This is a genomic window from Enterococcus wangshanyuanii, from assembly GCF_002197645.1.
In the GTDB taxonomy this organism is placed as follows: Bacteria; Bacillota; Bacilli; order Lactobacillales; family Enterococcaceae; genus Enterococcus_L; species Enterococcus_L wangshanyuanii.
Genome location: NZ_CP021874.1, coordinates 657651 through 684134 on the forward strand (window position 1 = coordinate 657651; position 26484 = coordinate 684134).

Below are 26484 nucleotides of genomic sequence, written 5' to 3' on the forward strand. Positions count from 1 at the left end.
GCTGCATGCTAAGCCATTTATCCAGTCGTCTTTAACTTATGAATTAATTATTTCTTGGTTTAGTGAAATGATCGACCCGGCTCCCAACAGATTCCGAATCAATAGGCTGAGCCGTATTTGTCGAAACTGCGGCTTCATATTTAGCTTGTAATTCTGCTAATTGATTTTCATAGCCGCGTTTAATCTCTTCCACTTCTGCCTGTGTTGCTTGCTCGCTATCATTTTTATAGGTTTCAATCGTTTTTTCAAGTTCTTTGACTTGTTTTTTTTGTTTCCACATCGTTGTTGTTGATGTCAATAGACCGATTAACGCCCCTATAATTGCCGAACCTAAAATCGTTAAGATCAAAGGACCTGATATTTTTGCAATTCCAAAATTGACAGGAACTGTCTGACTGTTCAAAACTGCAAATACCACGATAATAAGAACTAAAATAAGGCCAATCACTACCCGCCATTGATTTTTCATGGATTTCCCTCCTATTTCTTATTTAATAAGCTGCCCGCTAAAAAATCACCAATATGCGGGAATAACGTATACAAACGATATGCTCCCTCCATAACGAATGGGCGATTGATTTCTCTTTTAAAGGTACCCATCGCTGAAACGATCTCTTTCGCTAATTTATTTGGTTCTAACACAAATAAATCAACTGATGCCAGATAGTCTCCAGAAGGGTCTGCTTTATCAAAAAATTCTGTTTTGATTGGACCTGGATTAACGGTTGTTACAGAAATGCCTAAAGGTTTTAATTCTAAGCGTAAAGCATTAGAAAAACCAAGTACAGCAAATTTCGTTGCAGAATATATCGTTGATTTTGCTGTCGCCATTTTCCCTGCCATAGAAGCGACATTGATAATGTGCCCCGCTCCTCTTTCAGCCATTTGCAAAGCTACTTTTTGAGTAAAAACCATCATTCCTAAGACATTTACTTCAAACATATTTTTAGCGATAGCCAAATCCGTCTCTAAAAAGTTCTCGAAGATTCCAAAACCGGCATTGTTGACCAAAACATCGATCGGCCCAACTTCTGCTTCGATTTTTTCAAATACGGCATCTACATTATCCGGATCAGCAATATCTAGTTGAAAGGAGTATGCTTCATTCCCACTCAATTCTTCACACATTTCTTTGACTTTTCCGATTAGATTAATTCGGCGAGCGCACACTACGACGATAGCGCCTTTTTTAGCTGCTTCATAACAAATCTGTTCACCTAAACCAGCAGAACCGCCTGTTACAACAACCACTTTATTCGTTAAATCCTGTTCCTTAAACATCACTTATCCCCCTCATCCTTAAACGGTATATCGATGATATCCATATCTTTCACGATTTTTGTTTTGGGAAAAATCTCTTTGGCTTCATTTTCCAGTTGAATAATATCACCTGTTAAATAGCGAGCACTAATGTGAGTTAAAATTAATTTCTCGACATTAGCCTCTAAAGCTACTTGTGCAGCTTGATGACTTGTAGAATGGAAATAGGCTTTCGCCATTTTCTCTTCCTCTTTGTTGAACGTACTTTCGTGAACGAGAATATCGGCATGGTCAGCTAAGGAAATACTATTTTTAGTTTTTCTAGTATCACCTAAAATGGTTACCGTTCGTCCTTGTTTCTGTTCTCCAACAAAATCTTTTCCGTTGATTTCCTGTCCATCCGGCAGTGTAACTGTCTCACCACGTTTGATTTTGCCGTAGATCGGACCAGATGGGATGTTCAAGGCTTTTAGTTTTTCAACCTGTAATTCGCCCTCATGATCCGCTTCAACAATTCGAAAACCAAAACTAGCGATTCCGTGATCCAGCGGTAAACATGAAACTTTAAACTGTTTGTCGGAGAAAACAGTGCCGCCCTCTTTATCGATCTCGATAATCTTTAGTTCATAAGATAAGCGCGTTTGTGAAACTTTTAGTGCCGTACGTACAAATGAAGCAATCCCCACAGGTCCATACAGTTCTAATCGCTCATTTCCCCCCTGAAATGAACGGCTGCTCAATAGTCCAGGTAAACCAAAAATATGATCTCCGTGTAGATGAGTGATAAAGATTTTTTCGATTTTTCTTGGGCGAATATTACTTTTTAGAATTTGCAGTTGTGTGCCTTCTCCACAATCGAATAGCCAAACTGCATTTCTTTCATCTAATAGCTTTAATGCAATGCTACTGACATTGCGGTGTTTTGCTGGAACCCCAGCTCCTGTACCTAAAAATTGTAATTCCATCGGCTTCCTAACTTTCTTTAAACTTCTTCTTTATTTTAGAAGAAAGTGCTCGCTTTAGCAAATAATATTTATTTTACGGGAAAACGCAACGTTACAGTCGTTCCTTTAGGCGTGTTGTCTGTCAGTTCGATTTTCCCTTGATGTTCGTCTACGATCCATTTAGCAATCGCTAAGCCTATGCCATTTCCACCTGTTTTTCGATTCCTTGATTCTTCTCCTCGATAAAAGCGCTCAAATACAGCAGCTTTTTTATCGTCAGGGATACCGATTCCTGTATCACTGATTTTGATGATCCATTCACCATTTTTGACAGTAGAAAAAACAATGATGCGCTCTCCTGATGCGGTATATTTCAAGGCATTGTCCAAAATGATAATCAATAATTGGTGGATTCTTTTTTTATCGAAAATGAGTTGCTGCTCTTCCCCTAGATCAATCGTAAATTGCTTCTCTTCAGCAACCGCTAATTCCTGATACGGCAGCAGCAATGTATTTAGAAAATGGTTGATCTTTACAGGCGTTTTTTCCAATGTCAAAGAGTTTGAATCAGAACGGGCCAATAATAATAAATCGCTCGTCAGCTGACTCAGGCGCTGTACCTCATCCAAAGAAAGCGCGATTGTTTCAGATTCTTCAATAATCGTATGATTAGGTTTGGTAAATAATTTTTCTAATTTTGCCTGGATGATCGCAAGCGGGGTCCTCAATTCATGGGAGGCATTCTCAACAAATTCCTGTTGTTTTTTCCATGAAATCAAGATAGGCTTCATAAACCATTTTGAAAGAAAATAGCTTAATCCGATCGACAAAAGTCCAAAAATAATCATACAAATGATCAAAATTTGTTTGAATCGTTCAACTGTTCCCTTGATTGGATCTGTATTTACCAATAGCTGAATATATGCAATATCCTTTTGTCCATCCGTAGGAAGAATGATCGAGCGAAACTGTAGTGAACGGTCATTGCTGTCTTTCGTTTGAACATTAGTGATTTTATTCAAATCATCAGTAGATAGCTTTAATGCTTGAAAATCATAAAGTCGAGAACCAAGTTCCGTTTCATTCAAAATCTTCCCATCTGCCGACCAGAGAATCACTTGCTGTTGAAAATTATTTGGCGGCGGAGCATCAAGCTTTCCTAACAGCGGTGATTGATTTTGTAACTGTCCCTTTTTCATTAACTGATGCTGAATAAATTTTTGATCTGTCGCCAGTCGCTCTAGGTCATTATCGACAGATTGGTAGATCGATGTTTGAACTAATTGGAACACAATAACACCTAAAATTAGAAAAATGCTGGCAAAGGAAACTAAATTCATCAAGAAATAATTGATGCGCTGCCTTTTGTTGAGTTGTTTATTCATGAGCATGACCTTCAGGTACGTCAAAGAGATAGCCTACATTTCGTAATGTTTTGATCCAACTATCCAGTCCGAACGGCTTCATATTTTTTCTCAGGTTACTCATATAAACCTCAACAACAGTTAATGTTGTATCTGACTGGAATCCCCAAATTCGATCAAAAAGCTGATCTTTAGTAATAATTCTCCCGCGATTTTGCATAAGATAGTGAAGCAGATCAAACTCTTTTCCTTGAAGAACTAGATCCTGCTCTTTGAAGCTTACTTGACGGTTATCTGGATCTAAACGTAAATCTGCCACTACTAACTCATTCTTCCCGTTCATTCCTAAAGAACGTCTCGCCAACGCTTGAACACGAAGTAGTAACTCCTCACGGTGAAAGGGCTTTGTCAGATAGTCATCTCCACCATTTTTAAATCCATTTACTTTATCTTCTAAACCATCTTTAGCAGTCAAAATAAGAACTGGCGTATAAATATTTTTTTTGCGTAATGCTGTCAGAACTTGCTCTCCAGACATTAACGGCAACATCAAATCCAAAACGATTAGATCATAAATTCCGCGCTCGCCTTCATAAAGAGCTTCCTCGCCATCATAAACTTGATCGATTTCTCCGATCTCAGATAAAATTTCCAAAATACTATCTGATAAAATTTCATCGTCTTCTACTAAAAGTATCTTAAGCATGTTATTCCCACCTTTTTACTCAAAAAAAGAAGACGAAAGCAACAGCTTTTTGTCACGTCTTCTTCATGAACTATTTTATTCGTCTTGCTCTTAAGACAAATGATCAGCCTTTTCACTCGACTCTTGCTTTTTATTGCGCCAAGATTTTTCAGCTGAGTCTTTTGTTTCTTTTTCAACTGCCTTAGCATCTGAGATTTCTTGCTCTACATCTTCAAAATCTAAGCGAGTGATTTCGCCGCCTAACTCATTCATGATCAAGTGATTCAACGGACGATTATCCTCCTCATCTGCAATCAAGATCAGGCCTGTCTCGCCTTCGCCAATTTGCTTTGTGACATGTTCAAAAACTGTTTGAGCACCTTGGATTTCTTTCGCATCCTGACTGGCACCAAAAAGACTTCCAGCGAACCAGCCAAGTAAAATACCGAGAGGACCACCTAAAATACCGATCAACATCCCGATCATACTATTTTTTGATGTATGGTCATTGCCGGTAAAATCAAGAAAGTCATCGATCTTAAATTGATGGACGCCGTCATTTATATGAGTGACTACCGCCATTTGCTCTCCTTTGACCTGTTTTTCTACATACAATTTTTTTATTTCTGAAAATGCCTGATACGCTTGACTTTCTACTTCAAAATGCATAATAATTACTCGTTTTGACATCGTATCCACCTCATTTTATTTGATGTCTTCATTTTATCAATAAAGTAGGAGCAAAAGCAATGAAAATCAATTACATTGGCGGTTGTCCTTCACCCATTTGATTTCCACTGACTTCATTACCTGACTGATCCACTGAATTTAACAGATCATCAATAGAAATTGTGGCTAGCTGAGTTCCGTTTGAATAGCTTCCATCAACATACACTCCGTTTTTCTTCGTTCCAGAGTCTTCTCCATCTATCGATAACGTAACTGTCTCATTAACTTTTAGGTCAGGTGAACTAATTGCGAGGTGAGAAAAGTCTTTTTCTGGCGCAACTGAGATAATGGTTTTTCCTGTTTCATCCTTCACATTGACAAGTGTACCTGCTGCTTGTGTTTCATCAAAATAAATACTAAGACTTGCTTGAGAAGAGGAATCACTCGCACTCATTGCCATACCAGAGCTTCCGCTAGCTACAAATGTGCCGCCATCAATGGTAAAGGTGCCATCATAATCTAAAGATGCATTTCCATTGTCCAACGGTCCGTTTACAATCAATGTCCCGCCAGTCATACGCACATCACCATTACTATCAATCCCATCACCGTCTGCATCAACAAAAACCGTTCCGCCTGAAATCTCGATAAATTTTGTACTATCTCCGCCTCCACCAGGTTCACCGAAAGAATCAGCTCCAAAAGCTCCTTCTTGTTCTCTGTCGTTCGTACTACCTCCAGCAGCGTTGATCCCGTCATCTGAAGCTTTGACAGAAATCTCACCATCTTTGATTGTGACTGTTGCCCCTTCCAGACCTTCATATGATTGGCTAACTGTGATTTTTCCGTTGTTGATCAACAAATCAGTATCAGCATGTATTCCGTCATCACCACTTGCTATAGAAAATGTTCCATTGTTAATAGTGACAGCCGCATTCGAATGGATCGCATCATCTGCGGTATTTAAATCAAATGTTCCAGAATCAACTACGATGTTGCCTGATGCTTTTAACCCTTTATAACTTGCAGTTGTATCGATCGCTGAATCATCATGGCCGCCAGCTGTTTGAATCGTTATATCTCCAGTAGCGATCGATAAATTTGTTTCAGCCTGAATCCCATCATTTCCAGATTGAATATTAATTATTCCACCATCGATCGCGATCCAGCCTTTATCAGGATCTGTTGCATTATTTGCCTGAATCCCATCACCTTCTGATGTCTTTAAAGAAAAAGTCCCATCTGCGATCGAAACAGAGTCTTTACCTTTCAATGCATTATTTTTGGCTGTGACATTGATCGTTCCGTTCGTTATAACTAAATCATCTTTACTGCGAATGCCATTACTATAGTTTCCCGTCACATCCAGCGTTCCTGAGCCATTGATTGTCAAATCATCTTTGCTGAAAAATGCAGCGTCCGGCTCAGTTACATCAGCAGTAGCGAATGTATAATCCGTTCCATCAGATAAGCTATTTTTTGAATCCTCTGCTAGGGTTGTGATTACTTTTTGAGCCTGCTCAACATAAATCGTAGAAGAAGAATCATTGGTGATCGCCGCATTATTTAATACTAAATGAACAACTTCATCCTTCGCACTGATCTTTATCTGACCTTTATAATCGCCAGACAAAATATACGTTCCACCAGCAGTGATCGAGATCAAACCATCCTTTTCAGAAGCTCCTGAGCCATCGATTTTACTTTCTGAGTCTTTTAATGTGATTTTTGTAGCCGTGGTTTCATCATAGCTTTCTTCAAAATCTTCATCGTCATATGCACCATATTTATTTTCAGACGTTTTTGTAGCTTGTGCGACGGTCTTCGTTGCTTGTTGCGAGGTGCTGACAGCTGTTTTGTCTTCATTATTTGAAGTCTGACTGTTACAGCCAGCAAGTACCAGCAAAGTCAAGACCAATAACGTCGGGCTTATTTTTTTTCGTTTCATTCTATCACCTACAATTCTTCTCTATTGGTTGAAACTTTACCTGAAACTATCGTTAGATTTCCATTTCTGACGCGCATAGCATCCATCAATTCTTTTTCCGTTGTGCTGTCTTTTAAAGTAATCCGGTAGCGTAATTCATATAAGCTGCCCATATTCGTTGTTTTAACCGAATCCAAAGTGGAGGAATAAGCGTATTTTTGAAATAGATCATCAAACAAACCAGGGTAATCAAGATCTTCTGGAATCGTGATCTTGATTTCTCTTTCCGCAATCTTTTGTTTTTCACCAAAATGAATGGTATTAAGCATTAATAAGAACAGAGCAATAATTATAGAAAATAGCGCAATATAGCCAACATATCCCATACCCGTTGCTAAGCCGATCCCCATTGACCAGAAAATACTTGTGATTTCTCTTGCACCACCTGCTACAGAACGAAATCTGATCAAGCTAAACGCACCCAACACTGCTACTCCTGTACCTAAATTTCCATTGACCAACATGATGACCAGTTGGACTAAGACAGGTAGGACTGCTAGTGTGATCACAAAATTTTTACTGTAGACATTACGATACATGTGGACCCACGCTACTAATAATCCTAAAAAGATCGATGTCAGGATACAAACAAGTAATTGTTTAAATGATAAATCAACTGAACTTTCCACTAACAAACTAGACAACATGATAAAAATCCTCCCTACAATATAAATAACGCTGATAGGTTTGAGCATATTTAGAAAATGAACATGGATAAACTTCTAATTCTGCTAGTATCTCAGAGAACCATAAAGGATAAGCTCCAAGGGCTTTTACCTCCATTAAGACATCGATTTCTGGTGCCACTCGTTCACCAACATCGGTTAAGTCCTTATTTAAATGACCTTGTCTAAAACGGATATTAAAATCAAAAGTAATACGGAACTCTTGATCCTCCAAAGCGAATAACGCTCGGCGGTCATAGGCAATCATTACTTTGGGTTCTAGTCTTTTTCGAGCAAACAGCCAGTCGATTTCTTGTTTGATCTGTTGCTCTTTCGCTGATTTCAACCTAAGCGAATGCGGATGTTGAAGATAATATTTTGCTGTTTGATAAGATAACGATATTCGCCGTTTATAAACAACTCCTTGTACCTTCTTTTTGATCTCCAAGAAGACATCTGATTGTTCTTTAGGTACACCGTAGCTTCTGATTCGGAATTTTTCTTTATAAGCTGGCTTTGCGATCGAATGTCTAATCATTTCATAATCTTGGGTATCAAAGTAAACAGAGAGAATCGTGTGCAGCCCATATTCATCTTCTTGCATGTAGACCAGTAATTTTTCTCTTAATTTATGATACATTTCATAAGACAACGCATATTTTTTCTCTTTTCTTTGAAAACTATTTTTTAATTTAACCATACGTCTCTCTCCTTTAACTGAATTCATTGTAAAAAAGGAAACATAAATAAAACTTAAAGTTGTTTAAATTATGTGAGAAATATAAAAAAAGACTATGAAGTAGCTTTGTGAGTTACTTCATAGTCTTTTTTAAAATAAATAATTTACCGAAGCTGAAGCACTTCATTCTTATTTCTCAGAATGAAACACTTCTGCCCACATTTCAATTAAAAATCGAACAATTATTGACAGTCAACGCATTGTCTATGCTCAATACTTTTTTGAAAATCGATTAAGTTAAAAGCTCATATACCGGCGTATATTCTTTGTTTTGATCTTTTGCGACAGCCTCTATAGTCAAATGGTTTTTATAGGTATTGATTCCTGTAGAAATCGTTGCGTTTTCTTTTGCAGCTTGAACGATTCCTTTATTAGCAATGGTTACAGCGTAGGGAATCGTTGCGTTCGTTAATGCGAATGTTGATGTCCTCGGTACTGCTCCAGGCATATTAGCAACAGCATAATGAACAACGCCGTGCTTGATATAGGTCGGATGATCATGGGTCGTGATCTGGTCAGTCGTTTCAAAGATCCCTCCTTGATCGATGGCGATATCAACAATGACTGCACCTGGCTTCATTTGCTTGACCATTTCTTCAGTGACAAGTTTTGGCGCTTTGGCGCCAGGAATCAACACCGCACCAATGACAACGTCTGCTTCTTTGACTTTATTTTCGATATGATACGCGTTTGAAATCAGTGTTTGGACGTTATTACCAAAAAGATCATCCAGTTCCGCCAGCCGATTCGGGTTGACATCCAATATAGTCACTTTCGCTCCGAGACCGATAGCTATTTTTGCCGCATTCGTACCAGCAACTCCGCCTCCGATGATCACGACTTTTCCACGCTCAACACCAGGAACGCCGAAAAGCAAGATCCCTTCTCCTCCTTTCGGTTTTTCTAAAAACTGTGCACCGATTTGAACCGACATTCTGCCGGCAACTTCGCTCATTGGTGTCAATAAAGGCAATGTATGATTCAAACTCATTGTTTCATATGCAATAGCAGTAACATTACGATCAATCAAGGCATTCGTCAATTCAGGTTCAGGTGCAAGATGCAGATAGGTAAATAAAATTAACTCATCATGAAAATACTCAAACTCTCGCGGTAGTGGTTCTTTGACTTTGATCACCATTTCTGATTGCCAAACTTTAGCAGTATCCGCTTCAATGACAGCACCAACTATTTCGTATTCCTGATCTGTAAAACCTGATCCGAGGCCTGCTCCACGTTCGATAACAACCTCATGACCTGCTCCAACTAAACTAACGACCCCGGAAGGAGTTATGGCTACTCTATTTTCATTATTCTTAATTTCTTTAGGAATTCCAATACGCATTTTTATCACCTCGCTGATTTATTTTAAACAACTAATGTTCGTTCATTACTAAAATGCTCATATGTTTTTTCTACGGCGATTTTTTCAAGTGTTTCAACAAGTGTATAGACTTCTTGGTAGGTATTATACAAAGCTATGGGTGCTAAGCGAATGACATTCGGTTCCCTAAAATCTGGAATAATGCCTGCTTGTTTTAATGATTTACAGATTCGATATGCTTCTTGGTGTTCTAAACAAACGTGACCTCCACGGCGATAGTCCTCTCGAGGATTTCCGACACTATAGCCATAACGTTCTAGCTTTTCATCGATCAAATACATTAGATAAGCTGTGATCAGCAGTGATTTTTCACGAATCTTTTCCATACCGACTTCATTAAAAATATTTAGGGTTCCTTCCAAAGGCGCCATAGCTAAAAAGCTTGGTGAACCGATTTGCCAACCGCTGGCATCATGTTGGTGTTCAAACTGATGTTTCAATTCAAATTGAGTATCGTCTTTGTTTCCCCACCAACCAGCTAATCCAGGAGTCTCTTCAAAATGTTTTCTATTCATATATAGCCCAGCAATCGAACCAGGCCCTGCTGAAAGATATTTATAGGTACACCAGACTGCAAAATCTGGTTGAACCTCTTTAAAATCCATTGGAATTGCACCTATTGCATGACACAGGTCCCATCCGATCAAGATCCCTCTATCATGGGCGGCCTTGGTTACTTTCTTCATATCAAGTACCTGAGAACTTCTGTACAAAACAGTCGGCAGCAAAATGATCGCAACATCGTCTGTCATCGCAGCGATCACCGCATCTTCGTCGATCAAACGACCATCAGCACTTTTTACTACCTTAACGGCTTCATTAGGATCGTATCCGCGTAAGCGCACCTGGCTGTCGATCGCATAGCGATCTGTCGGGAAATTTAGATCGTCAACTAAAATTTTATAACGTTCTTTTGTCGGTTTGTATAATGTGCTAATACACTGATGAATATTTATAGTTGTACTTCCAGTGATCACGATTTCATCTGGATATGCATTGATCAATGGAGCGGATAATTCACCTAACTTTCCAGCATAATGAAATAAGCCGTCCCATAGTTTGATTCCTTCCTTTTTCCAAGTTTCCAGCATTTTTAGCAATGCCTCTTCTGCATCTTTAGAGGCTAGCCCTAAAGAATTTCCATCCATATAGATTTCATCTTCCTGAACATAAAAACGTTCTCTGATGTTCTTTAACGGATCATTCTCATCCAACCATTGTGCATATGCACGATCTGCTTGAAAATTATTTTTCATTACTATCACCTTTCTTTTTTCCACTATTTCTATCTAAATAAATCAATCATTGCTCATCTATGCTAAAGTTTTTTCTCGATTCACTTTAACAAAGGCTATGATTGCCAGCAAAGAGAAAATACCAATACCACTTAGCAAATAAATTGCGATCGTCCACGACTGATATTCTTCACTAATTTCTGTAACTATAGGAGTACCTATAAAAATCCCTATATAATAAAATAAATTGATAAACGAGATACTCGAACCAATCAATTGCTCTTGCCCAACCACTTTTGGTGCTAAAATCATCACACAGGATGATGCTAAGCTAGCTCCAGCAGATAAAGTAAACAATTGTCCGATAAACATCACTTCATTAGACAAAAAGGCCATCCACAATGTCGAAATAGATAATAAAAGAAACGAACAAACAATCACGATTTTTCCTTTTTTCGTTTTATCGATCAAATATCCAGCTACCGCACCAAAAGGTATGCCGAATAAACCAAAATAACCTGTATATCGATTTGCCAAAGTTTCTGATAGACCATACAGTTGTGTATAAATCAGAGGATAAAGATTGATAAAAGCGAACAAAATAAAGGCCATCCCGCCTTGGGCCAAAGCCAAAAGACAAATCGATCTATTTTTAATCGTTTTTTTCATAGTGACCTTCTCTTCTGTTTGACTTTCCACTTCATAGACTGTGGGCTCATCAAATAGAATGAGATAAATAAATAATAAGAAAATAGAACATACAGCGACAAGTAACCATAGAAAACGAAGACCATACAATTGAGTCAGTGGTTTAAATATATTCATCGCTAACATCGACCCCAGTGCTGAAAAAGTTCCCCAAAGCCCTGTCGCTATGCCGCTATTTCCTTCTTTAAACCAATAATTGATCAGGACGATTCCTACCATAATGATCATCGAAAATGAAATGCCTTCTATGACTCTGGAGAGCAATAATGAGAAATAACTGGTAGAAAAATACCCCCAAAGGTTTCCTACAGCCAAACAGCTCATTAACCCAACTAGCAGTTTTTTCGCACTAAAATGTGACACTAAAGCACCTCCCGGAATCGCTAAAAAGATACCAGAAACTGTAAAAACTGCCATCAACCATGAAATCATAGGCAAACTAACCCCAAGTTCCTGACTCAATTCACTCTGAATAGGAACCAATTTTAATTGGCTTAATGAAACGACCACTCCACCTGAATAAAGCAACAAAAATTTTAACCATTTGTTTCTCAACATAAAGAACACTCCTTTTTGGTTCCTTTTTCGATTGAAGAAACACTGCTTTTACTAGTAAAATAGTTAGCATCTCAAGATAGCTTTATCATAAAGGAATCGATCCATTTTTGTATATAAAAAAAAGCACAGAATGGAAACGCATTCTTTGCAGAATAAACAATATTTACTCATTTTTTTTACAATCTGAAATAGCTAGAAAAACCACTGATTATAAACTATAATAAATGTACAAAATAAGTCACGAATCACAATTAGGAGGTAGATCAATGGATAAAACTGATTATAAGCTCTTACAAATCCTACATGGAAATTCACGTATTTCTATTGTTGAACTCTCTCGTCAGGTCAATTTAAGTCGTCCCAGCGTAAAAGAACGAATCGATAAATTGATTGAAAAAGGTATTATCAAAAATTTCACGATCCAAACATCTTTAAACCAGTACAATGAAGCAATCACCTTCTTTTCCGAATTGAGCCAAGTCACCTTACCCATTGAAAAAATAATTTCTACGCTGAAACAGATGCCGCAAGTCAATGAAGTCCATATCGTCAGCGGTGAAGTCAATTACCTTGTAAAGGCCACTGTTCAAAATACAACCGAAATGAAGGAGTTACTTGCAAAATGGATGAGCTTCGCTAAAGTCAAGAGTTCAATCATCTTAGAAACCCCTATTGAAAATCAATATCATTTTGAATCAGGCGATTAAATCAAAAGCTCTCTTGAAAAAGAGTCTTTTCCTCAATATATGTGAATCGTTTCACTAATATTTCCTAAAAAAAAGAACCGATCAATGATCAGCTCTTTTCTGCTATTTTTATTCAACAAACTCAAATTCAAATTCAGCTATTCTAACAATATCTCCGTCTTTTGCTCCACGTGCTCGTAATGCTTCATCCACGCCCATACCACGTAATTGACGGGCAAAACGCATCACACTTTCATCATGTTCAAAGTTCGTCATTTGGAATAATTTCTCCAATGATTCACCCGACAAGATCCAAGTGGCATCAGAGTCACGATCAATGCTAAATTGCGGACCTTCAGATTGGAAACCATAATGAACAGTATCTTCAACGATTTCTTCTTCATATAACGGAAATTCTGGAGTAACCTCAAGTAAATCAGCTGTTGCATTCAGCAATGGTTCGATCCCTTTACGGGAGATACCGGAGATAGGGAAAATCGGTAAATGATCAGCATACTCATCTGTTCGTTCTTTCTCGATCTGTTCCTTGAATTTTTTTAAGTTCTCTTCAGCTTCAGGCATATCCATCTTGTTAGCAACGATGATTTGCGGACGTTCCATTAAGCGGAAATTATGAGAAGCAAGCTCTTTATTGATTGCCAAATAATCTTCATATGGGTCACGACCTTCCATTCCGCTCATATCGATCACATGCAGAATCACTCGTGTTCGTTCGATATGGCGTAAAAACTGAGTTCCTAAGCCCACACCTTGAGAAGCCCCTTCGATCAGTCCTGGTAAATCAGCAGCAGCAAAGTTACGGCCATCGGTTGTTGAAACCATTCCAAGATTTGGCACAAGTGTCGTAAAGTGATAAGCACCAATTTTAGGTCGCGCAGATGAAATGACTGAAAGTAATGTAGATTTCCCAACAGATGGAAATCCAACCAGACCGACATCAGCTAAAACTTTCAACTCTAATTCGATTCGTCTTTCTTGACCTGGTTCCCCGTTTTCGGCAATTTCTGGTGCTGGATTTTTTGCAGACGCAAAACGAATATTTCCACGACCGCCGCGGCCGCCTTTTGCTACAGTCAACGTCTGACCATTTTCGATTAAGTCACCGATCAAAACTCCTGTATCTGCATCACGTACGGTTGTACCTGGTGGCACTTTGACAAACGTGTCTTCTGATCCGCGTCCGTGCATTCCTTTGCTCATGCCATTTTCTCCAGGCTGGGCTTTAAAATGACGGTTAAAACGAAAATCCATCAATGTGCGCAAGCCTTCTTCAACGATTAAAATCACATCGCCGCCGCGACCTCCATCGCCGCCTGCTGGACCTCCGTCCGGTACATATTTTTCTCTACGAAAAGCTACCATTCCATCGCCGCCTTTACCGGCCTTGACGTCGATCGTTACCTGATCTAAAAACATGGACATAATTTGTCCTCCTATTCTAAATAAATTGAAATAAGATTTTTATGCTACTCATTATTTCATTCATTGGATTTAACTATTCACTGCGAAACAGCTGACTGTTTCACTACGTTCCATAAACGGAACTGCTGTTTGAAAGCCTTTCTTATTGTAAAGGTTAATGCTGCATTTGTCTAGTTACTTTCGTTATTATGAGCTTAAATTAACCATAGTTTTTGTTTTCTTCCTCTTTCTGCTTATTCTTTGATCCCAGCCCTTTTTGAGACCTCCATTGATCAAAAGACAAGATTTTTGACAAAAATCGAAAAAGCGTTCATGCTATATATAGCGGATATCTACCTTTTTCAACTGAGGTAGTATATTGTGTTGTCTGCTTTATACATTTTATATACTGTTTTTGTGTTCAAAATTTTGGATGAACGGTGAGAAAATATCAAAATAGACAAGCTATTTCTTGATATTCTCTTAACCTTAATTATCAAAGGAGGAAATTTAGCATGACAGTAAAAGTAGGTATTAATGGATTTGGACGTATTGGTCGCCTTGCGTTTCGCCGGATCAAAGAGGTTTCTGATGATATTGAAGTGGTGGCAATCAATGATTTAACTAGTCCAACTATGTTAGCTCAATTATTGCAATTTGACTCTACTCATGGCACTTATCCGGGAAAAGTAACGGCAACTGACGACTCAATTGTGGTGGATGGCCAAGAAACGAAAGTTTATGCAGAAGCTGATGCCAGTAAATTGAAATGGGTCGAAGAAAATGGTGTCGATATCGTTTTAGAATGTACTGGTTTTTATACTTCTGAAGCGAAAGCACAAGCCCATTTGGATGCGGGTGTCAAACGCGTAGTGATCTCTGCTCCAGCTGGAGACATGAAAACGATCGTTTACAATGTAAATGATGATACATTAACATCTGACGACAAAATTATTTCAGCAGGTTCTTGTACAACGAACTGTTTAGCACCAATGGCATTTTTCTTAAACAATGAGTTTGGTATTGAAGTTGGTACAATGACTACAGTTCATGCCTATACATCAACTCAAATGCTCTTAGACGGACCAGTTAAAGGCGGAAACTTGCGTGCCGCTCGTTCTGCAGCTGATAATACGATCCCTCACTCTACTGGAGCAGCTAAAGCAATTGGTTTAGTTATTCCAGAATTGAACGGAAAATTACAAGGTCACGCACAACGTGTCCCAGTCGTAGACGGTTCATTAACTGAGTTAGTGTCGATCTTAAAAACAAAAGTAACCGCTGATCAAGTCAACGAAGCAATCAAAAAACATACAGTTGATAATCCTTCATTTGGCTATGACGACCGCGAAATCGTTTCAGGTGATGTCATTGGTACTACAGAAGGATCGATCTTCGATCCAACACAAACAGAAGTAACTTCTGCTGGTGAATTCCAATTAGTCAAAACCGTTGCTTGGTATGATAATGAGTATGGCTTTACTTGCCAAATGATTCGTTTACTAGAAAAATTTGCTAATTTATAATTTTTTCTTATAGAGATAATCCCGCCAGCCGCTGAGTTGCTGACGGGATTATTTATTTTCAATGTTTACTTAGGCATTCTCAGCAATATATTCAACTAAACGTTCCGTTTCATCCCAACCTAAACATGGATCAGTAATGGATTGACCAAACACCTTGCCGTTTGCTTCTTGCCGTCCACTTTCAAGGAAACTTTCGATCATAAAGCCGCGAACCCACTGTTTCATATCATTGTTCCAAGAACGATTGATCAATGTTTCTTTGACGATACGGATTTGTTCTTTGTATTGTTTACCGGAATTATCATGATTGGTATCGATCACAATAAATGGATTTTTATACCCGCCTGATTTATATAATTCTACTACTTTCAATAAATCTTCATAATGATAATTAGGAATATTTTTCCCATATTCATTTAGCCCTCCACGTAAAACAACATGAGCCAATGGGTTGGAGCTAGATTCCACTTCTAATCCATTAAAAATAAATTCTTGTTTTTGTTGAGCGGCATATAAAGAGTTGAACAGTACATTTAAGTTGCCGCTAGTTGGATTTTTCATTCCTGTAGGCTGGTCGATTCCGCTGGCCACAAAACGATGTTGCTGATCTTCTACTGAACGAGCACCGACTGCAATGTAGCTGACTAGATCCTGTACAAATTCTAAATTTTCTGGATAAAGCATCTCATCTGCTGTTGTCAATCCTGTCTCACTGATCACGCGATTATGCAAGCTGCGGACAGCCGCGATCCCTTTGATCAAGTTACTTTCTCCATCAGGATTTTGCTGATGAAGCAGCCCTTTATAGCCGTCGCCATTTGTTCTTGGTTTATTCGTATAAACACGTGGGACCATAAATACCTTATCCTGTACTTTTTCCTGCAATTTTGCCAAACGAGTAACATATTCCATCACCGCTTCTTCATCATGAGCAGAACATGGACCAATCAATAATAAAATCTTTTGACTTTTCCCTTCTATGATCTCCTTCAATTCATGATCCCGAAGTGCTTTTTTCTCCGCTTGCTCTTTCGTTAATGTGGACAAAGTTTTTACTTGGTCAAAATCGATCGTCTTGCTTAATGCTTTAAAACTCATAGAATAACTCCCCCTCATTTTTCTGGTGCTCAAACAATAAAAAAAGCCCCGCCTTTTCATTTCTGAAAAGGACGAGACGTATGGACTCGTGTTACCACCTTTGTTTACAATCAGCTCACACTCATTGCCTTAATAGGTACAAATATATACCCTGGCACAATAACGGGCGCGCACTAACCGTCACAGCCTACTTCATTCGGTGTGAAGTTCAAAGAGGAATTCGGATAATCCAAGTTTGTGCGCCTCTCAACTACCGGCTACTTTCTGTACACCTGTCTTATCTTACTATTTCTTATCGATACTTTTATTGTTTATTGAAGCTATTGTAAGAGATTCTTCAATCATTGTCAATCATTTTTATAATCAAATGACAAAAAGCCAAACAAAAGTATCTAAACTACTGGTTGGCTTTTTCAAATGGAACACTATTCTTTTGTTTGATTTTTCTTTTTCTGCTGACATTCTTCACAAATCCCATGAAAGGTCAAGCGATGATCTTTCACCATGAAATGATAGCGCTGTTCGATCACTTGCTCCACTTCACCAAGAAGGTCTTCTTCGACTTCTTGAATATTGCCGCATTCCAAACATAATAAATGATGATGGAAGTGTTTGGCGCCTTCTTTGCGTAAATCATAACGGGCTAGCCCATCATTAAAACTTACCTTATCGACGACTTTTAAATCTGTCAATATTTCCAGTGTGCGGTAAACAGTGGCTAAACCGATTTCAGGGCTTTTTTGTTTGACTAAAAAATAAATTTCTTCTGCTGATAAGTGATCTTTTTCATTTTCTAGTAAGACTAAAACCGTTGCTTCTCGTTGAGGCGTTAGTTTGAATCCAGATTCATGCAGTTGTTGTTTCGTTTTCTTTAAAGCAGCAGTTGAATCCATAGTTGGCAGCCCCTTATTTAGAATGATTTTAAACTAGGGTCTGATTCCCTAGAGTTAGATTATAATTAGTATAAAATAACTACAGAATATTTGCAAGTGATTCTCAATTAGAATGAAAAAAGATTTATTTTTCCTCTTTCTCCACTTCCGTTAAAATAGTAAAACCAGATTCCTGCTTGATCTTCCCTTGTTTTAGCAAGCTGCCGATCGCTCGTTTGAATTGAGCTTTGCTGATGCCAAAAGTCTGCTTGATCTCCTCAGGATTCGATTTATCAGTAAAAGGAATCTTATGATCTGCAGCTCTTTCTAAGAAGGTCAAAATCATCAGCGCATCATCACTGATGACTTCATATCCTCTTGGCTTCAATGAAAGATTTAGCACGCCATCAGGACGTACACCGATGACTCTACCATTTACTTTTTCACCCAGGCGCGGCTCTTGATAACGCTCTGAAGGATGGATGAAACCTATTTGAAAATCGTCCGTTAGGATAAATGTCCCCGCCATTTTTAAACGATAAACAATACCGCTGATATTCTTATTTTTTAAGTCTTCTGTTCCAGGCTTAGCCATTGCTTTAAACAATTTTTCATCTGCTAATTCACCCCAAATACGGTCTTTGTCATCGACTTTGAGTGCGATCATTAGTTGGTCATCTTTCTTAGGCCATAATTCGCGCATAACAGGCAATTCATCAAGAGATACCACTACATCCTTGTCCTTTAAGCCAATGTCGACAAAAGCCCCCAGATCTCGTCTAGTGCCTGTTACTGTACCAAAAGCAAATTGACCAATTCGAGCTGCTGGAATCACCGTTGTCATCTCCGGCTCTTGCTTTTGATTCAAATAGCCGAACCCTTCAACGGCTTCACCGATTTCATGAGTCCCTTCTTCTTTTGCTAAACGAAAAGTGATCCCGTTTTTTTGTAAAAAGTAATATCCCTCATTTTCATCGATCACCAATGCGGTAAATATTTTTGCTAATAATTCGTTCATAATATGCTCCTTCTGGCCTTAGCCTAAAAAAATGCGTAATAAAGCTACCGTTACGATCCCGACTAAAACGGTTTTCATTAAATCTTTCGTACGAACAGCTACGAGTAAAGTTGGAATACAGCTTAGCGCTTCTATTACTTTTACTCTAGGAAAACCTGTTGTCTGAGCTTCTAAAATACTCTGAAATAAAAGCGCAGTCAAGATGCAAATAGGAATAAACGATAAAAATCGTAAAAACCATTTAGGAAAATCCACACGTTTGGAAATCAGGAAAGGCAAAATCCGTGGAATCCAAGTGACCAATGAGCATCCTAATATGGTCAACAGCACATAATTATTCATCGTGATAATTCACCACCCCAACGGTACAGCCTAATAGTGTAGAAAATAAAACTGAAAGTTCTGGAGAAAAGAAGCCCATAAATAGATACAGCGAAACGATCACCGTTCCTAAAACGATCAATGTTTCTTTGGTGTGTTTTTTTATTGGGTCGTCCAACTGCAATATGAATAAACCAGCAAACATCGCAACTAATGCAAAATCTAAGCCAAGTAAATATGGATCCGGAATCCAAGTACCTAATAATCCGCCAATAACCGTGGCAAGAATCCACGCAGCATAAGCCGTGATGTTCAATCCGTGTGTCCATGCCGAAGTGACACGGTTTTCATTATTCAAAGCAGACATCAAGACACCGTATGATTCGTCGGTTAAAAGCGTTCCGATGCCGATGCTTGTAATCAGAGGCTCCTGTTTAAAATATGGAGCAACAGACATGCTCATTAAAAAATGACGTAAGTTTACTAAAAAAGTAGTAAAGATAATTGCTGAAACTGGTGAATGAATTGCCAGCATGCCGCAAATAATAAACTGAGCACCTCCGGCATAAACCAAAATGGACATTAGTGCGATTTCCAAGATCGATAGACCGACATTTTTACCAACCACTCCGGCGGCGATTCCAATGCCTAAGTAGCCTAAAATTGTTGGAACACAAGCCATTATCCCTTCTTTAAATGTGTTATATTCTTTTTTTTCCATACTGTTTCTCCTTGTATTTCAGCCAATCGTCATTGGCTGTTTTCATCCATATATAGAGCAAATAATTCTGTTCTAAAAAATACAGGCATTCGCGTTTGATCTGTTTTGTATAGACATAATGCCCTATGCGATGGATCCAGAAGGAAAACGAGACAAAAGTACAAAGACCTTTGCCTCATCTATTTCTTCTAGAAAACACCGATTATCTTCCTGCATTTCTTGAAGCATTTCCTTTGAACCAGCCCGTTTTAGCATTGATCGTCACTAAATACTGACCATCTCCACCATAGAGATTATAATAACCTTCTCCATCAATGATCCTTGCAGGCTGTAAAGAGTAGTTGCCTGCTGTAATGTAACCACGCTCGATACAAGTAGCAATGACTTTCTCTTGAACGCCAGGTGCCCAAACCCATGCTGGATTGCTCATATCACTAACGTCATTTGCATCTGCAGTGTAAACAGGTGCAGTATAAACACCATCAGCATTGGCAGGTGTAAATGTACTTGCATTTGGTTGTCCGCCATTAGCAGGCTGTGCACCATTTCCTTGATTATCATAAGTAGCTGTATTGCCAACTGTTGACTGACTATTTGCTTGATCGACGGCTGCTTGCTGTTGAGCTGCCGTTGCTGCTTCTAGCTCAGTCAATGCTTGATCCGCTTTTGCTAGCGCCTCTGTTAGTGGCTTACGCAAGTTATCGCTTTTAACTTGATCAACTTCAGTTTTAGCGGCATTATAGGTCTCTCGTGTCAAAGCTTCGGTTGTTTGATCATCTTTATAGACAACTTCAACTGCGGCTTTAGCTTTTTGTAATTGATCATATTGTGTGATTGCTTGATCGATCCCTTGATTGATCAAGTTATCAAATTCGTCTTTTTCATTATGTTTGCTAATATCGACTTTTTTGTCGGCTTTGATTGCAACATCATTTAATTTATTTCCAGAAATAACAGGTTGATCAAATAGCTCGTTGACTTGTGAAAGTGCCGTTTGTTTCGTCGTAACCTTGTCGTACAGCGCTTGTAATTTATCGTAGTCTTGATCATCTTTCAATGTGTCCAGATTTTCTTTGATCGTTTTCGGGCTCAAATTGACCATCTCTGGTTTGATGAATAGTTGTTTATCATCGGTAAAATAACTATTTAATTCTTTTTCCGTTTGAGAAGCAAGTTTTTCATTCGTTTTAGACACTTTTGTTCCGTCAGAGGCTTCTTTTTGTGTTTGACTATAGGCAAACCATGAACCTCCTGCAAGTACTACAACTGCTGCTAGAACAATTGATAATTTTTTATAGTTTTTTGGTTTAGACGGTTTTGAATCGTCAGATTTCGGTTCATCTTTAGTAGTCGAAGTCGCAGGTTTTGCAAAATGATCTTTCGCAGAAGATGACCCTTCTTCGCCATCTTTAAAAAAGATTGGTGCTGCATCCATTTCAATTTCTTCTGGCTTTTTACTATTAGAAGGAATTTCATTTGCTTCTTTCGGTAATGCTTTTGGACCAATCGGTTTTTCTTCAGGTTTAACAAACTTAGTGATTCCTTCTTTTGGTGTATTATTCATTGGTTCTTCAGTTTGTTTTTTATCCTCGTCTGTAGGTTTCACTTCATCTTGTCCTTTGTCGTTAGATTCTACTTCTGATTCAATGACTTGTTCTGTTCCTTCAGAATCAATCTCATCCTTTATTGCCTCTACCTCCTTAACCTCTTCGTTTTCTACAACATCTCTTGGTTCATCCGTAGAGGTTAAGTCTGTGCTATCTTGTTCATTTTTGTGATCGTTGATATACTGGGCTAGTGCACCAGTATCTTCAATAACCGCTTCTTTGTCTTCAATTATTTTCTCAGATTCTTGTCCACTTTCCTCAGTAGTCGTGCTAGCTTCTTCTTGTTGCTCGTTAAACATTGTCATGACATGACCGATACTCATATCTTTTAGTTCCGACCACTCAATGTTTTCATTTTGTTTTTTATTAAGAAAACTTGAGGTTGATTCTTCATCGTTGATGATCGTTTCTGTGTTCGTTTCATCTGTTGACATTTTTTCGCTTTTTTGGTCTTCTTTAAAAGAATGACCACAATTTGGACAGATTTCTTCTTTATTATCTATTTCAGTTCCGCAATTTGGACATTGTTTCGTCATTCATTCCGCCTCACATTCTATCATTCAAGTAAATCTAATCTACCATAAAAACGCCGTTCTTCCAATATGTACTATCTAACTTTTTTGTTACGATTATTTAAAAAAAGAGTGAAGCAAAACTAAACAAAAGTTTTGCTTCACTTTAAAACTTAGATAAACAGCGTTCTATCAGCTATCTTTATTCATTTTTAACCGTAACTACTCTTATTCTAAAAAGTCTTTTAATTGTTTAGAACGAGATGGATGGCGTAATTTACGCAATGCTTTCGCTTCGATTTGACGAATACGCTCACGAGTTACGCCAAATACTTTTCCAACTTCTTCTAATGTCCGAGTACGTCCATCATCTAGACCAAAACGTAAACGCAGGACATTTTCTTCACGGTCAGTTAGTGTATCTAAAACGTCTTCTAATTGTTCCTTCAACAATTCATATGCTGCATGTTCAGCAGGACTTGTTGCATCTTGGTCCTCGATAAAATCACCAAGATGAGAATCGTCTTCTTCACCGATCGGTGTTTCTAAAGAAACAGGCTCCTGTGCGATCTTTAAGATCTCACGTACTTTTTCAGTTGGAAGGTCCATTTCTGCACCGATTTCTTCAGGTGTTGGTTCTCTGCCTAAGTCTTGCAGTAATTGACGTTGGATTCGGATCAATTTATTGATCGTTTCTACCATATGCACTGGAATCCGGATCGTTCTTGCTTGGTCAGCGATCGCACGTGTGATCGCTTGACGAATCCACCAAGTCGCATACGTTGAAAACTTGAATCCTTTACGGTAATCAAATTTTTCAACGGCTTTCATCAAGCCCATGTTTCCTTCTTGAATCAAGTCAAGGAATTGCATACCGCGACCAACATAACGTTTAGCAATCGAAACCACTAAACGTAAGTTAGCTTCTGCCAAACGCTGTTTCGCTTCTTGATCTCCTTCTTCGATCTTCAAGGCAAGCTCAACTTCTTCTGCTGCTGTCAGCAATTGAACACGGCCGATTTCTTTTAAGTACATACGTACAGGGTCATTGATTTTGACACCCGTAGGAGCAGATAAATCTTCCATTTGGGCCTTTTCAGCAACTTTTTCATCTTTTTTAAGACTATGTTCACTAGGGTCGCCATTTTCATCTACAACACTGATACCAGCGTCTTCAACTTTTTGGATCAATTTTTCCATTTCATCTGCATTCAATGTAAATGGTGTTGCTAATGTGTTTGTTAGATCATCATAAAAAACAGTTCCTTTAGGCTTGTTTTTCTTGATAAAGGCTGCCAGTGCAGCTGCATATTTTTTTTCTGTTTCTTTTTCCATGAAAAGAAGGCCCCCTTCATTTTTCCATTCAGCTAAATCTATAAATAATAGTCAAATACATGCTCTTGATCAATTCATTAAGAGGCTGTACGACTTTTTTGCAATTGTCTTACTAAGCCGATGACTTCAATAGATAGCTCATCAACCAATTGTTTGTTGCCAATTCGTTCTGCTTCTTTTTTTTGCTGTTGCTTTAAAGAAATTTGTTCTTCCAAGCTGGAATTCTGAATCACACGGATAACATCTGCGATTTCGCGATCCGAACTTTCTTCAGAAATCTTTTGAAGAGAAATATCGATAGCTAGCTTCTTTGTCGGTTCGTCTTTCAAATAGTCAACAAAATCAGCAAGTAAAAAATCACTGTGGATACTCATATAGCTGTCCAAAAGTAAATATAACTCTTGATACTGATCGTGTGCAAAACTAAAATCAGTCAGCTGCATGACCTGATTACGAATCCCCTGTTCGTTCATTAAACGATAGATGAGGGTTCGCTCTGCTTTTTCTACTTGAGTCAAAGGCAATTTATTTTGAGCGGAAGGAATAACTTCTGCTTCAAAAAATTCAGGTGGTTCGAACATCCCGTCCATCTCCATAGCAGGCGGTGGTGGCGGTGCTTGCTGTCGTTCTCTTCTTTTGACCGACCGTTGTTGTGCTTCAAGTTGTTTTAATTGTTCTTCCAAGGAATGAAAAGATAATTGAAATTCTTGGGCCAACTGATTCAAATATCGATCTTTTTCTAACGGTGACTGAACGAGTAAAAGCTCTTGGAGTAGTTCATTAACATAATCCAACTGTTCTTTTTCGTTGTTCATATTTCTTGATAAGCGATGGTATTGCATTTTGAAGCTAAAAACCGTTTCGCGTCCATGAAGTGCAAGCTCACGGAAAGAATCACTACCATATTTTCTTAAATAGTCATCCGGATCAAGTTTTTCCGGGATACTAACAATACTTAGTTGGAAACGACTATGATCACTCAATAAAGAAATCGCCCGATTTGTTGCTTCCACCCCTGCTTTATCACCATCGTAGCAAATAACAAGTTCTTGAGCGACCCGCTCTAGTTTGCGAATTTGCTCATTTGTTAAGCTGGTTCCCATCGAGGCAACCCCGCTAGTGATCCCAGCTTGCCAAGCAGCAAGTACATCCATAAAGCCTTCAAATAAGAAGACAGTATTTTCTTTGCGGATTTCTTTTCGAGCCTTATCAAAGTTAAATAAAGTATCTCTCTTATTGAACAAGATCGTCTCGGGACTATTGAGATATTTCGGCATATCATCGCCCGAAAATTCTTCAGTTTTAAGAAGTCGTCCGGAAAAAGCAATAATATTTCCACGATCATCATTGATCGGAAACATCACACGCTGATAAAAACGATCTAAAAATTCACCGTTATCCCGCTGAATAAACAGACCAGATTCTTTAAATAATTCTTCAGCTATTTGTTCATTTTGAAAAACCTGACTTAAAAAATCACGTTTTTGCGGAGCAAAACCGATCTTGAACGTTTCAATCAACTCTTTCGTCAAACCACGTTCGAGCAAATAATTTAAAGCCGGCTCGCCAATTTGTGTATTCATCAATACGTGATGGTACAGATCCGCTGCTTTTTTATGCAGTTCAATCAATTTTCGATTTTGGATACTTTCAGTCGTGTCCCCATCATAAGAAGTATTCCAATCAATGGAAACAGGAATCTGTTCAAGCTCTGCAACTCTTTTGACTGATTCGGGGAAGCTGATCCCTTCGATTTCCTGCAGAAAATTAAAAACAGTTCCACCTTTTCCGCAGCCAAAACAGTGAAATATCTGCTTGTCTTCTGCTACCGAAAATGAAGGGGAACGTTCTTCGTGGAACGGACATAGACCCATATAGTTCTTGCCGGATTTTTTCAATTGAACATACTGTCCAACAACATCAACAATATTTGTTCGTTGCCTTACTTCCTCGATCACTTCTTGAGGAATTCGTTGTGCCACTGTTCTCACCTCCTAAAAAAAGCTAAAAGCTAATTCACGTGATAGTCAGTAAAAAAGCACTGAAGCCTTCAGCGCGATTTCCAAAAGACACAATTACACATGGTTCATTGTATCACATTCAGCATTATTTTCAAGTAAATTGCACTTTTATTTTCTTCTCGAAAAAATGATATTAATTAGTTTACATAAAATAAATATGGTTATTTGTAATAGTGCATACAAAAGAAGAAAACAGATGACGAACCATCTGTTTTCTCTCTCAATTAAACTCGTCGCTTTTTAGAGCTATTGATTCACTTGATCTTTATTATCTTGTGCTGTCCACAGTTCTTTGACAACAGGGATATTGCCCAATTCAGTCATATTGCTTGGTAAAATGACTGTGTTTGTCTCGCTTTTAACCACTTGTTTAAACGCTTCTATGCCCAGATAAGCTAGCGCCTGATCATTTAAATCGCTGTCTTTGATTGCCTGATTTAGAGCTAAAATTCTTTGTCTCTCAGCTTCAGTTGTAATTCGAATTTTTTCTGCTTCTGCATTTGCATCGATTTTAGTTCTTTCTGCGCGAGCCTCAGCGTCGATTTTAGTCTGTTTTGCTCGGGCTTCTGCATCGATTTGCATTTGAGATGCATTGGCTTCGGAGTCCAAAATGATCGATTGTTTTCGACCTTCCGAAATCGTGATCGTTGATTCTTTATCTCTGCTTGCTGTGATCAATTTATTCATTGAATTAACGATTTCATCAGAAACAGAGATTTCACCGATATTGATTCGGTCAATCGATAAACCGTACCCGGCAGTAATATCTTTCACACTTTCAAACAGGCTGACATTGATTTCTTCGGTACCGTTAAGCACCTCATTCAAATCCATTTTCCCGATGATGCCGCGTAGATTTGATTGACAATCTTGAATCATCGATGTAACAGAATCTTCATTGTCATAAACAAACGCACGAACATCCGTTACATGATATTTGATTGCTTCATCAACTTCTACGATAACATTATCTCTTGTAATCACGCTTTGAGATTCAATCTCTAAAGGCGTTTGCTTTAATGACACTCTGCCTCTAACTTTATAGAGCACTGGAATCAAAAAATGAAGACCGGGATCGATTGTTTTAACATATTTTCCGAAACTTTCAACGATTTTTACTTCTCCTTGTTGAACAATGATGACCATT

The 26484-nt window shown here is 38.4% G+C and carries 24 protein-coding genes and 1 other annotated feature; of the genes, 2 read left to right on the forward strand and 22 right to left on the reverse strand.

Annotation, left to right across the window (positions count from 1 at the left end):
* Window positions 1-43: 43 nt before the first annotated feature.
* The 12 genes from CC204_RS03085 to CC204_RS03140 all read right to left on the reverse strand — a co-directional run bounded on the left by CC204_RS03085 (window position 44) and on the right by CC204_RS03140 (window position 12198).
* Window positions 44-469: a LapA family protein gene (locus CC204_RS03085; RefSeq protein ID WP_088268770.1), complete on the reverse strand. Its 426-nt coding sequence runs from the start codon at window positions 467-469 to the stop codon at window positions 44-46.
* Window positions 470-480: 11 nt separating this feature from the next.
* Window positions 481-1281 carry an SDR family NAD(P)-dependent oxidoreductase gene (locus tag CC204_RS03090; RefSeq protein WP_088268771.1) on the reverse strand — a complete coding sequence of 267 codons (801 nt, stop codon included), beginning with the start codon at window positions 1279-1281 and terminating at the stop codon, window positions 481-483.
* Window positions 1281-2225 (reverse strand): ribonuclease Z, encoded by a 945-nt coding sequence (gene rnz / locus CC204_RS03095; RefSeq protein WP_088268772.1) that lies wholly within the window; start codon window positions 2223-2225, stop codon window positions 1281-1283. Before rnz ends, CC204_RS03090 begins: the two co-directional genes overlap by 1 nt.
* Before the next feature lie 68 nt (window positions 2226-2293).
* Window positions 2294-3589, reverse strand: a complete 1296-nt coding sequence (locus CC204_RS03100; protein ID WP_088268773.1) for a sensor histidine kinase — start codon at window positions 3587-3589, stop codon at window positions 2294-2296.
* Window positions 3582-4274 carry a response regulator transcription factor gene (locus CC204_RS03105; protein WP_088268774.1) on the reverse strand — a complete coding sequence of 231 codons (693 nt, stop codon included), beginning with the start codon at window positions 4272-4274 and terminating at the stop codon, window positions 3582-3584. The genes CC204_RS03100 and CC204_RS03105 overlap by 8 nt, the downstream gene beginning before the upstream one ends.
* A 90-nt stretch (window positions 4275-4364) precedes the next feature.
* A complete protein-coding gene (locus tag CC204_RS03110) occupies window positions 4365-4943 on the reverse strand; it encodes a DUF1269 domain-containing protein (protein ID WP_088268775.1) in 579 nt (192 codons plus the stop codon).
* A gap of 70 nt (window positions 4944-5013) precedes the next feature.
* The gene (locus CC204_RS03115) at window positions 5014-6870 is read right to left on the reverse strand and encodes a carbohydrate-binding domain-containing protein (protein ID WP_088268776.1); all 1857 of its coding nucleotides are present in this window, start codon (window positions 6868-6870) and stop codon (window positions 5014-5016) included.
* An 8-nt stretch (window positions 6871-6878) separates the two neighbouring features.
* Window positions 6879-7556 (reverse strand): DUF4956 domain-containing protein, encoded by a 678-nt coding sequence (locus CC204_RS03120; RefSeq protein WP_088268777.1) that lies wholly within the window; start codon window positions 7554-7556, stop codon window positions 6879-6881.
* A complete protein-coding gene (locus CC204_RS03125) occupies window positions 7546-8274 on the reverse strand; it encodes a polyphosphate polymerase domain-containing protein (RefSeq protein WP_088268778.1) in 729 nt (242 codons plus the stop codon). The genes CC204_RS03120 and CC204_RS03125 overlap by 11 nt, the downstream gene beginning before the upstream one ends.
* 271 nt (window positions 8275-8545) lie before the next feature.
* The gene (ald, locus tag CC204_RS03130) at window positions 8546-9658 is read right to left on the reverse strand and encodes an alanine dehydrogenase (protein ID WP_088268779.1); all 1113 of its coding nucleotides are present in this window, start codon (window positions 9656-9658) and stop codon (window positions 8546-8548) included.
* Window positions 9659-9681: 23 nt separating this feature from the next.
* The gene (gene kynU, locus CC204_RS03135; RefSeq protein ID WP_088268780.1) at window positions 9682-10953 is read right to left on the reverse strand and encodes a kynureninase; all 1272 of its coding nucleotides are present in this window, start codon (window positions 10951-10953) and stop codon (window positions 9682-9684) included.
* A gap of 57 nt (window positions 10954-11010) precedes the next feature.
* Entirely contained in the window at window positions 11011-12198 is a 1188-nt protein-coding gene (locus tag CC204_RS03140) for an MFS transporter (protein ID WP_088268781.1), read from the reverse strand.
* Between the two features lie 266 nt (window positions 12199-12464).
* On the opposite strand from CC204_RS03140, the gene CC204_RS03145 reads away from it, so the two are divergent.
* The gene (locus tag CC204_RS03145) at window positions 12465-12905 is read left to right on the forward strand and encodes an Lrp/AsnC family transcriptional regulator (protein WP_088268782.1); all 441 of its coding nucleotides are present in this window, start codon (window positions 12465-12467) and stop codon (window positions 12903-12905) included.
* A 108-nt stretch (window positions 12906-13013) separates the two neighbouring features.
* Here the strand turns inward: CC204_RS03145 and obgE are convergent, their stop codons facing one another.
* A complete protein-coding gene (gene obgE / locus CC204_RS03150; protein WP_088268783.1) occupies window positions 13014-14327 on the reverse strand; it encodes a GTPase ObgE in 1314 nt (437 codons plus the stop codon).
* A 494-nt stretch (window positions 14328-14821) separates the two neighbouring features.
* Here obgE and gap point away from each other — a divergent pair, with 494 nt between their 5' ends.
* Window positions 14822-15832: a type I glyceraldehyde-3-phosphate dehydrogenase gene (gene gap / locus CC204_RS03155; RefSeq protein ID WP_088268784.1), complete on the forward strand. Its 1011-nt coding sequence runs from the start codon at window positions 14822-14824 to the stop codon at window positions 15830-15832.
* Window positions 15833-15901: 69 nt separating this feature from the next.
* Here gap and CC204_RS03160 read toward each other — a convergent pair whose 3' ends face one another.
* The 9 genes from CC204_RS03160 to CC204_RS03200 all read right to left on the reverse strand — a co-directional run bounded on the left by CC204_RS03160 (window position 15902) and on the right by CC204_RS03200 (window position 26483).
* Window positions 15902-16930 carry a 3-deoxy-7-phosphoheptulonate synthase gene (locus tag CC204_RS03160; RefSeq protein WP_088268785.1) on the reverse strand — a complete coding sequence of 343 codons (1029 nt, stop codon included), beginning with the start codon at window positions 16928-16930 and terminating at the stop codon, window positions 15902-15904.
* A 64-nt stretch (window positions 16931-16994) separates the two neighbouring features.
* Window positions 16995-17238: a binding site (T-box leader), on the reverse strand.
* A 117-nt stretch (window positions 17239-17355) separates the two neighbouring features.
* Window positions 17356-17823 carry a ferric iron uptake transcriptional regulator gene (fur, locus tag CC204_RS03165; RefSeq protein ID WP_087640123.1) on the reverse strand — a complete coding sequence of 156 codons (468 nt, stop codon included), beginning with the start codon at window positions 17821-17823 and terminating at the stop codon, window positions 17356-17358.
* A gap of 124 nt (window positions 17824-17947) precedes the next feature.
* A complete protein-coding gene (locus tag CC204_RS03170; protein WP_088268786.1) occupies window positions 17948-18820 on the reverse strand; it encodes a CvfB family protein in 873 nt (290 codons plus the stop codon).
* 18 nt (window positions 18821-18838) lie between these two features.
* Window positions 18839-19162, reverse strand: coding sequence for an AzlD domain-containing protein (locus CC204_RS03175; protein ID WP_088268787.1), 324 nt, complete (start codon window positions 19160-19162; stop codon window positions 18839-18841).
* Window positions 19155-19862, reverse strand: a complete 708-nt coding sequence (locus tag CC204_RS03180) for an AzlC family ABC transporter permease (protein ID WP_088268788.1) — start codon at window positions 19860-19862, stop codon at window positions 19155-19157. The genes CC204_RS03175 and CC204_RS03180 overlap by 8 nt, the downstream gene beginning before the upstream one ends.
* 202 nt (window positions 19863-20064) lie before the next feature.
* Window positions 20065-22005, reverse strand: coding sequence for a cell division site-positioning protein MapZ family protein (locus CC204_RS03185; protein WP_088268789.1), 1941 nt, complete (start codon window positions 22003-22005; stop codon window positions 20065-20067).
* A gap of 204 nt (window positions 22006-22209) precedes the next feature.
* Window positions 22210-23316 (reverse strand): RNA polymerase sigma factor RpoD, encoded by a 1107-nt coding sequence (rpoD, locus tag CC204_RS03190; RefSeq protein WP_087640128.1) that lies wholly within the window; start codon window positions 23314-23316, stop codon window positions 22210-22212.
* 77 nt (window positions 23317-23393) lie between these two features.
* Window positions 23394-25298, reverse strand: coding sequence for a DNA primase (gene dnaG / locus CC204_RS03195; protein ID WP_088268790.1), 1905 nt, complete (start codon window positions 25296-25298; stop codon window positions 23394-23396).
* Between the two features lie 285 nt (window positions 25299-25583).
* Window positions 25584-26483 carry an SPFH domain-containing protein gene (locus CC204_RS03200; protein ID WP_373285296.1) on the reverse strand — a complete coding sequence of 300 codons (900 nt, stop codon included), beginning with the start codon at window positions 26481-26483 and terminating at the stop codon, window positions 25584-25586.
* Window position 26484: the final 1 nt, after the last annotated feature.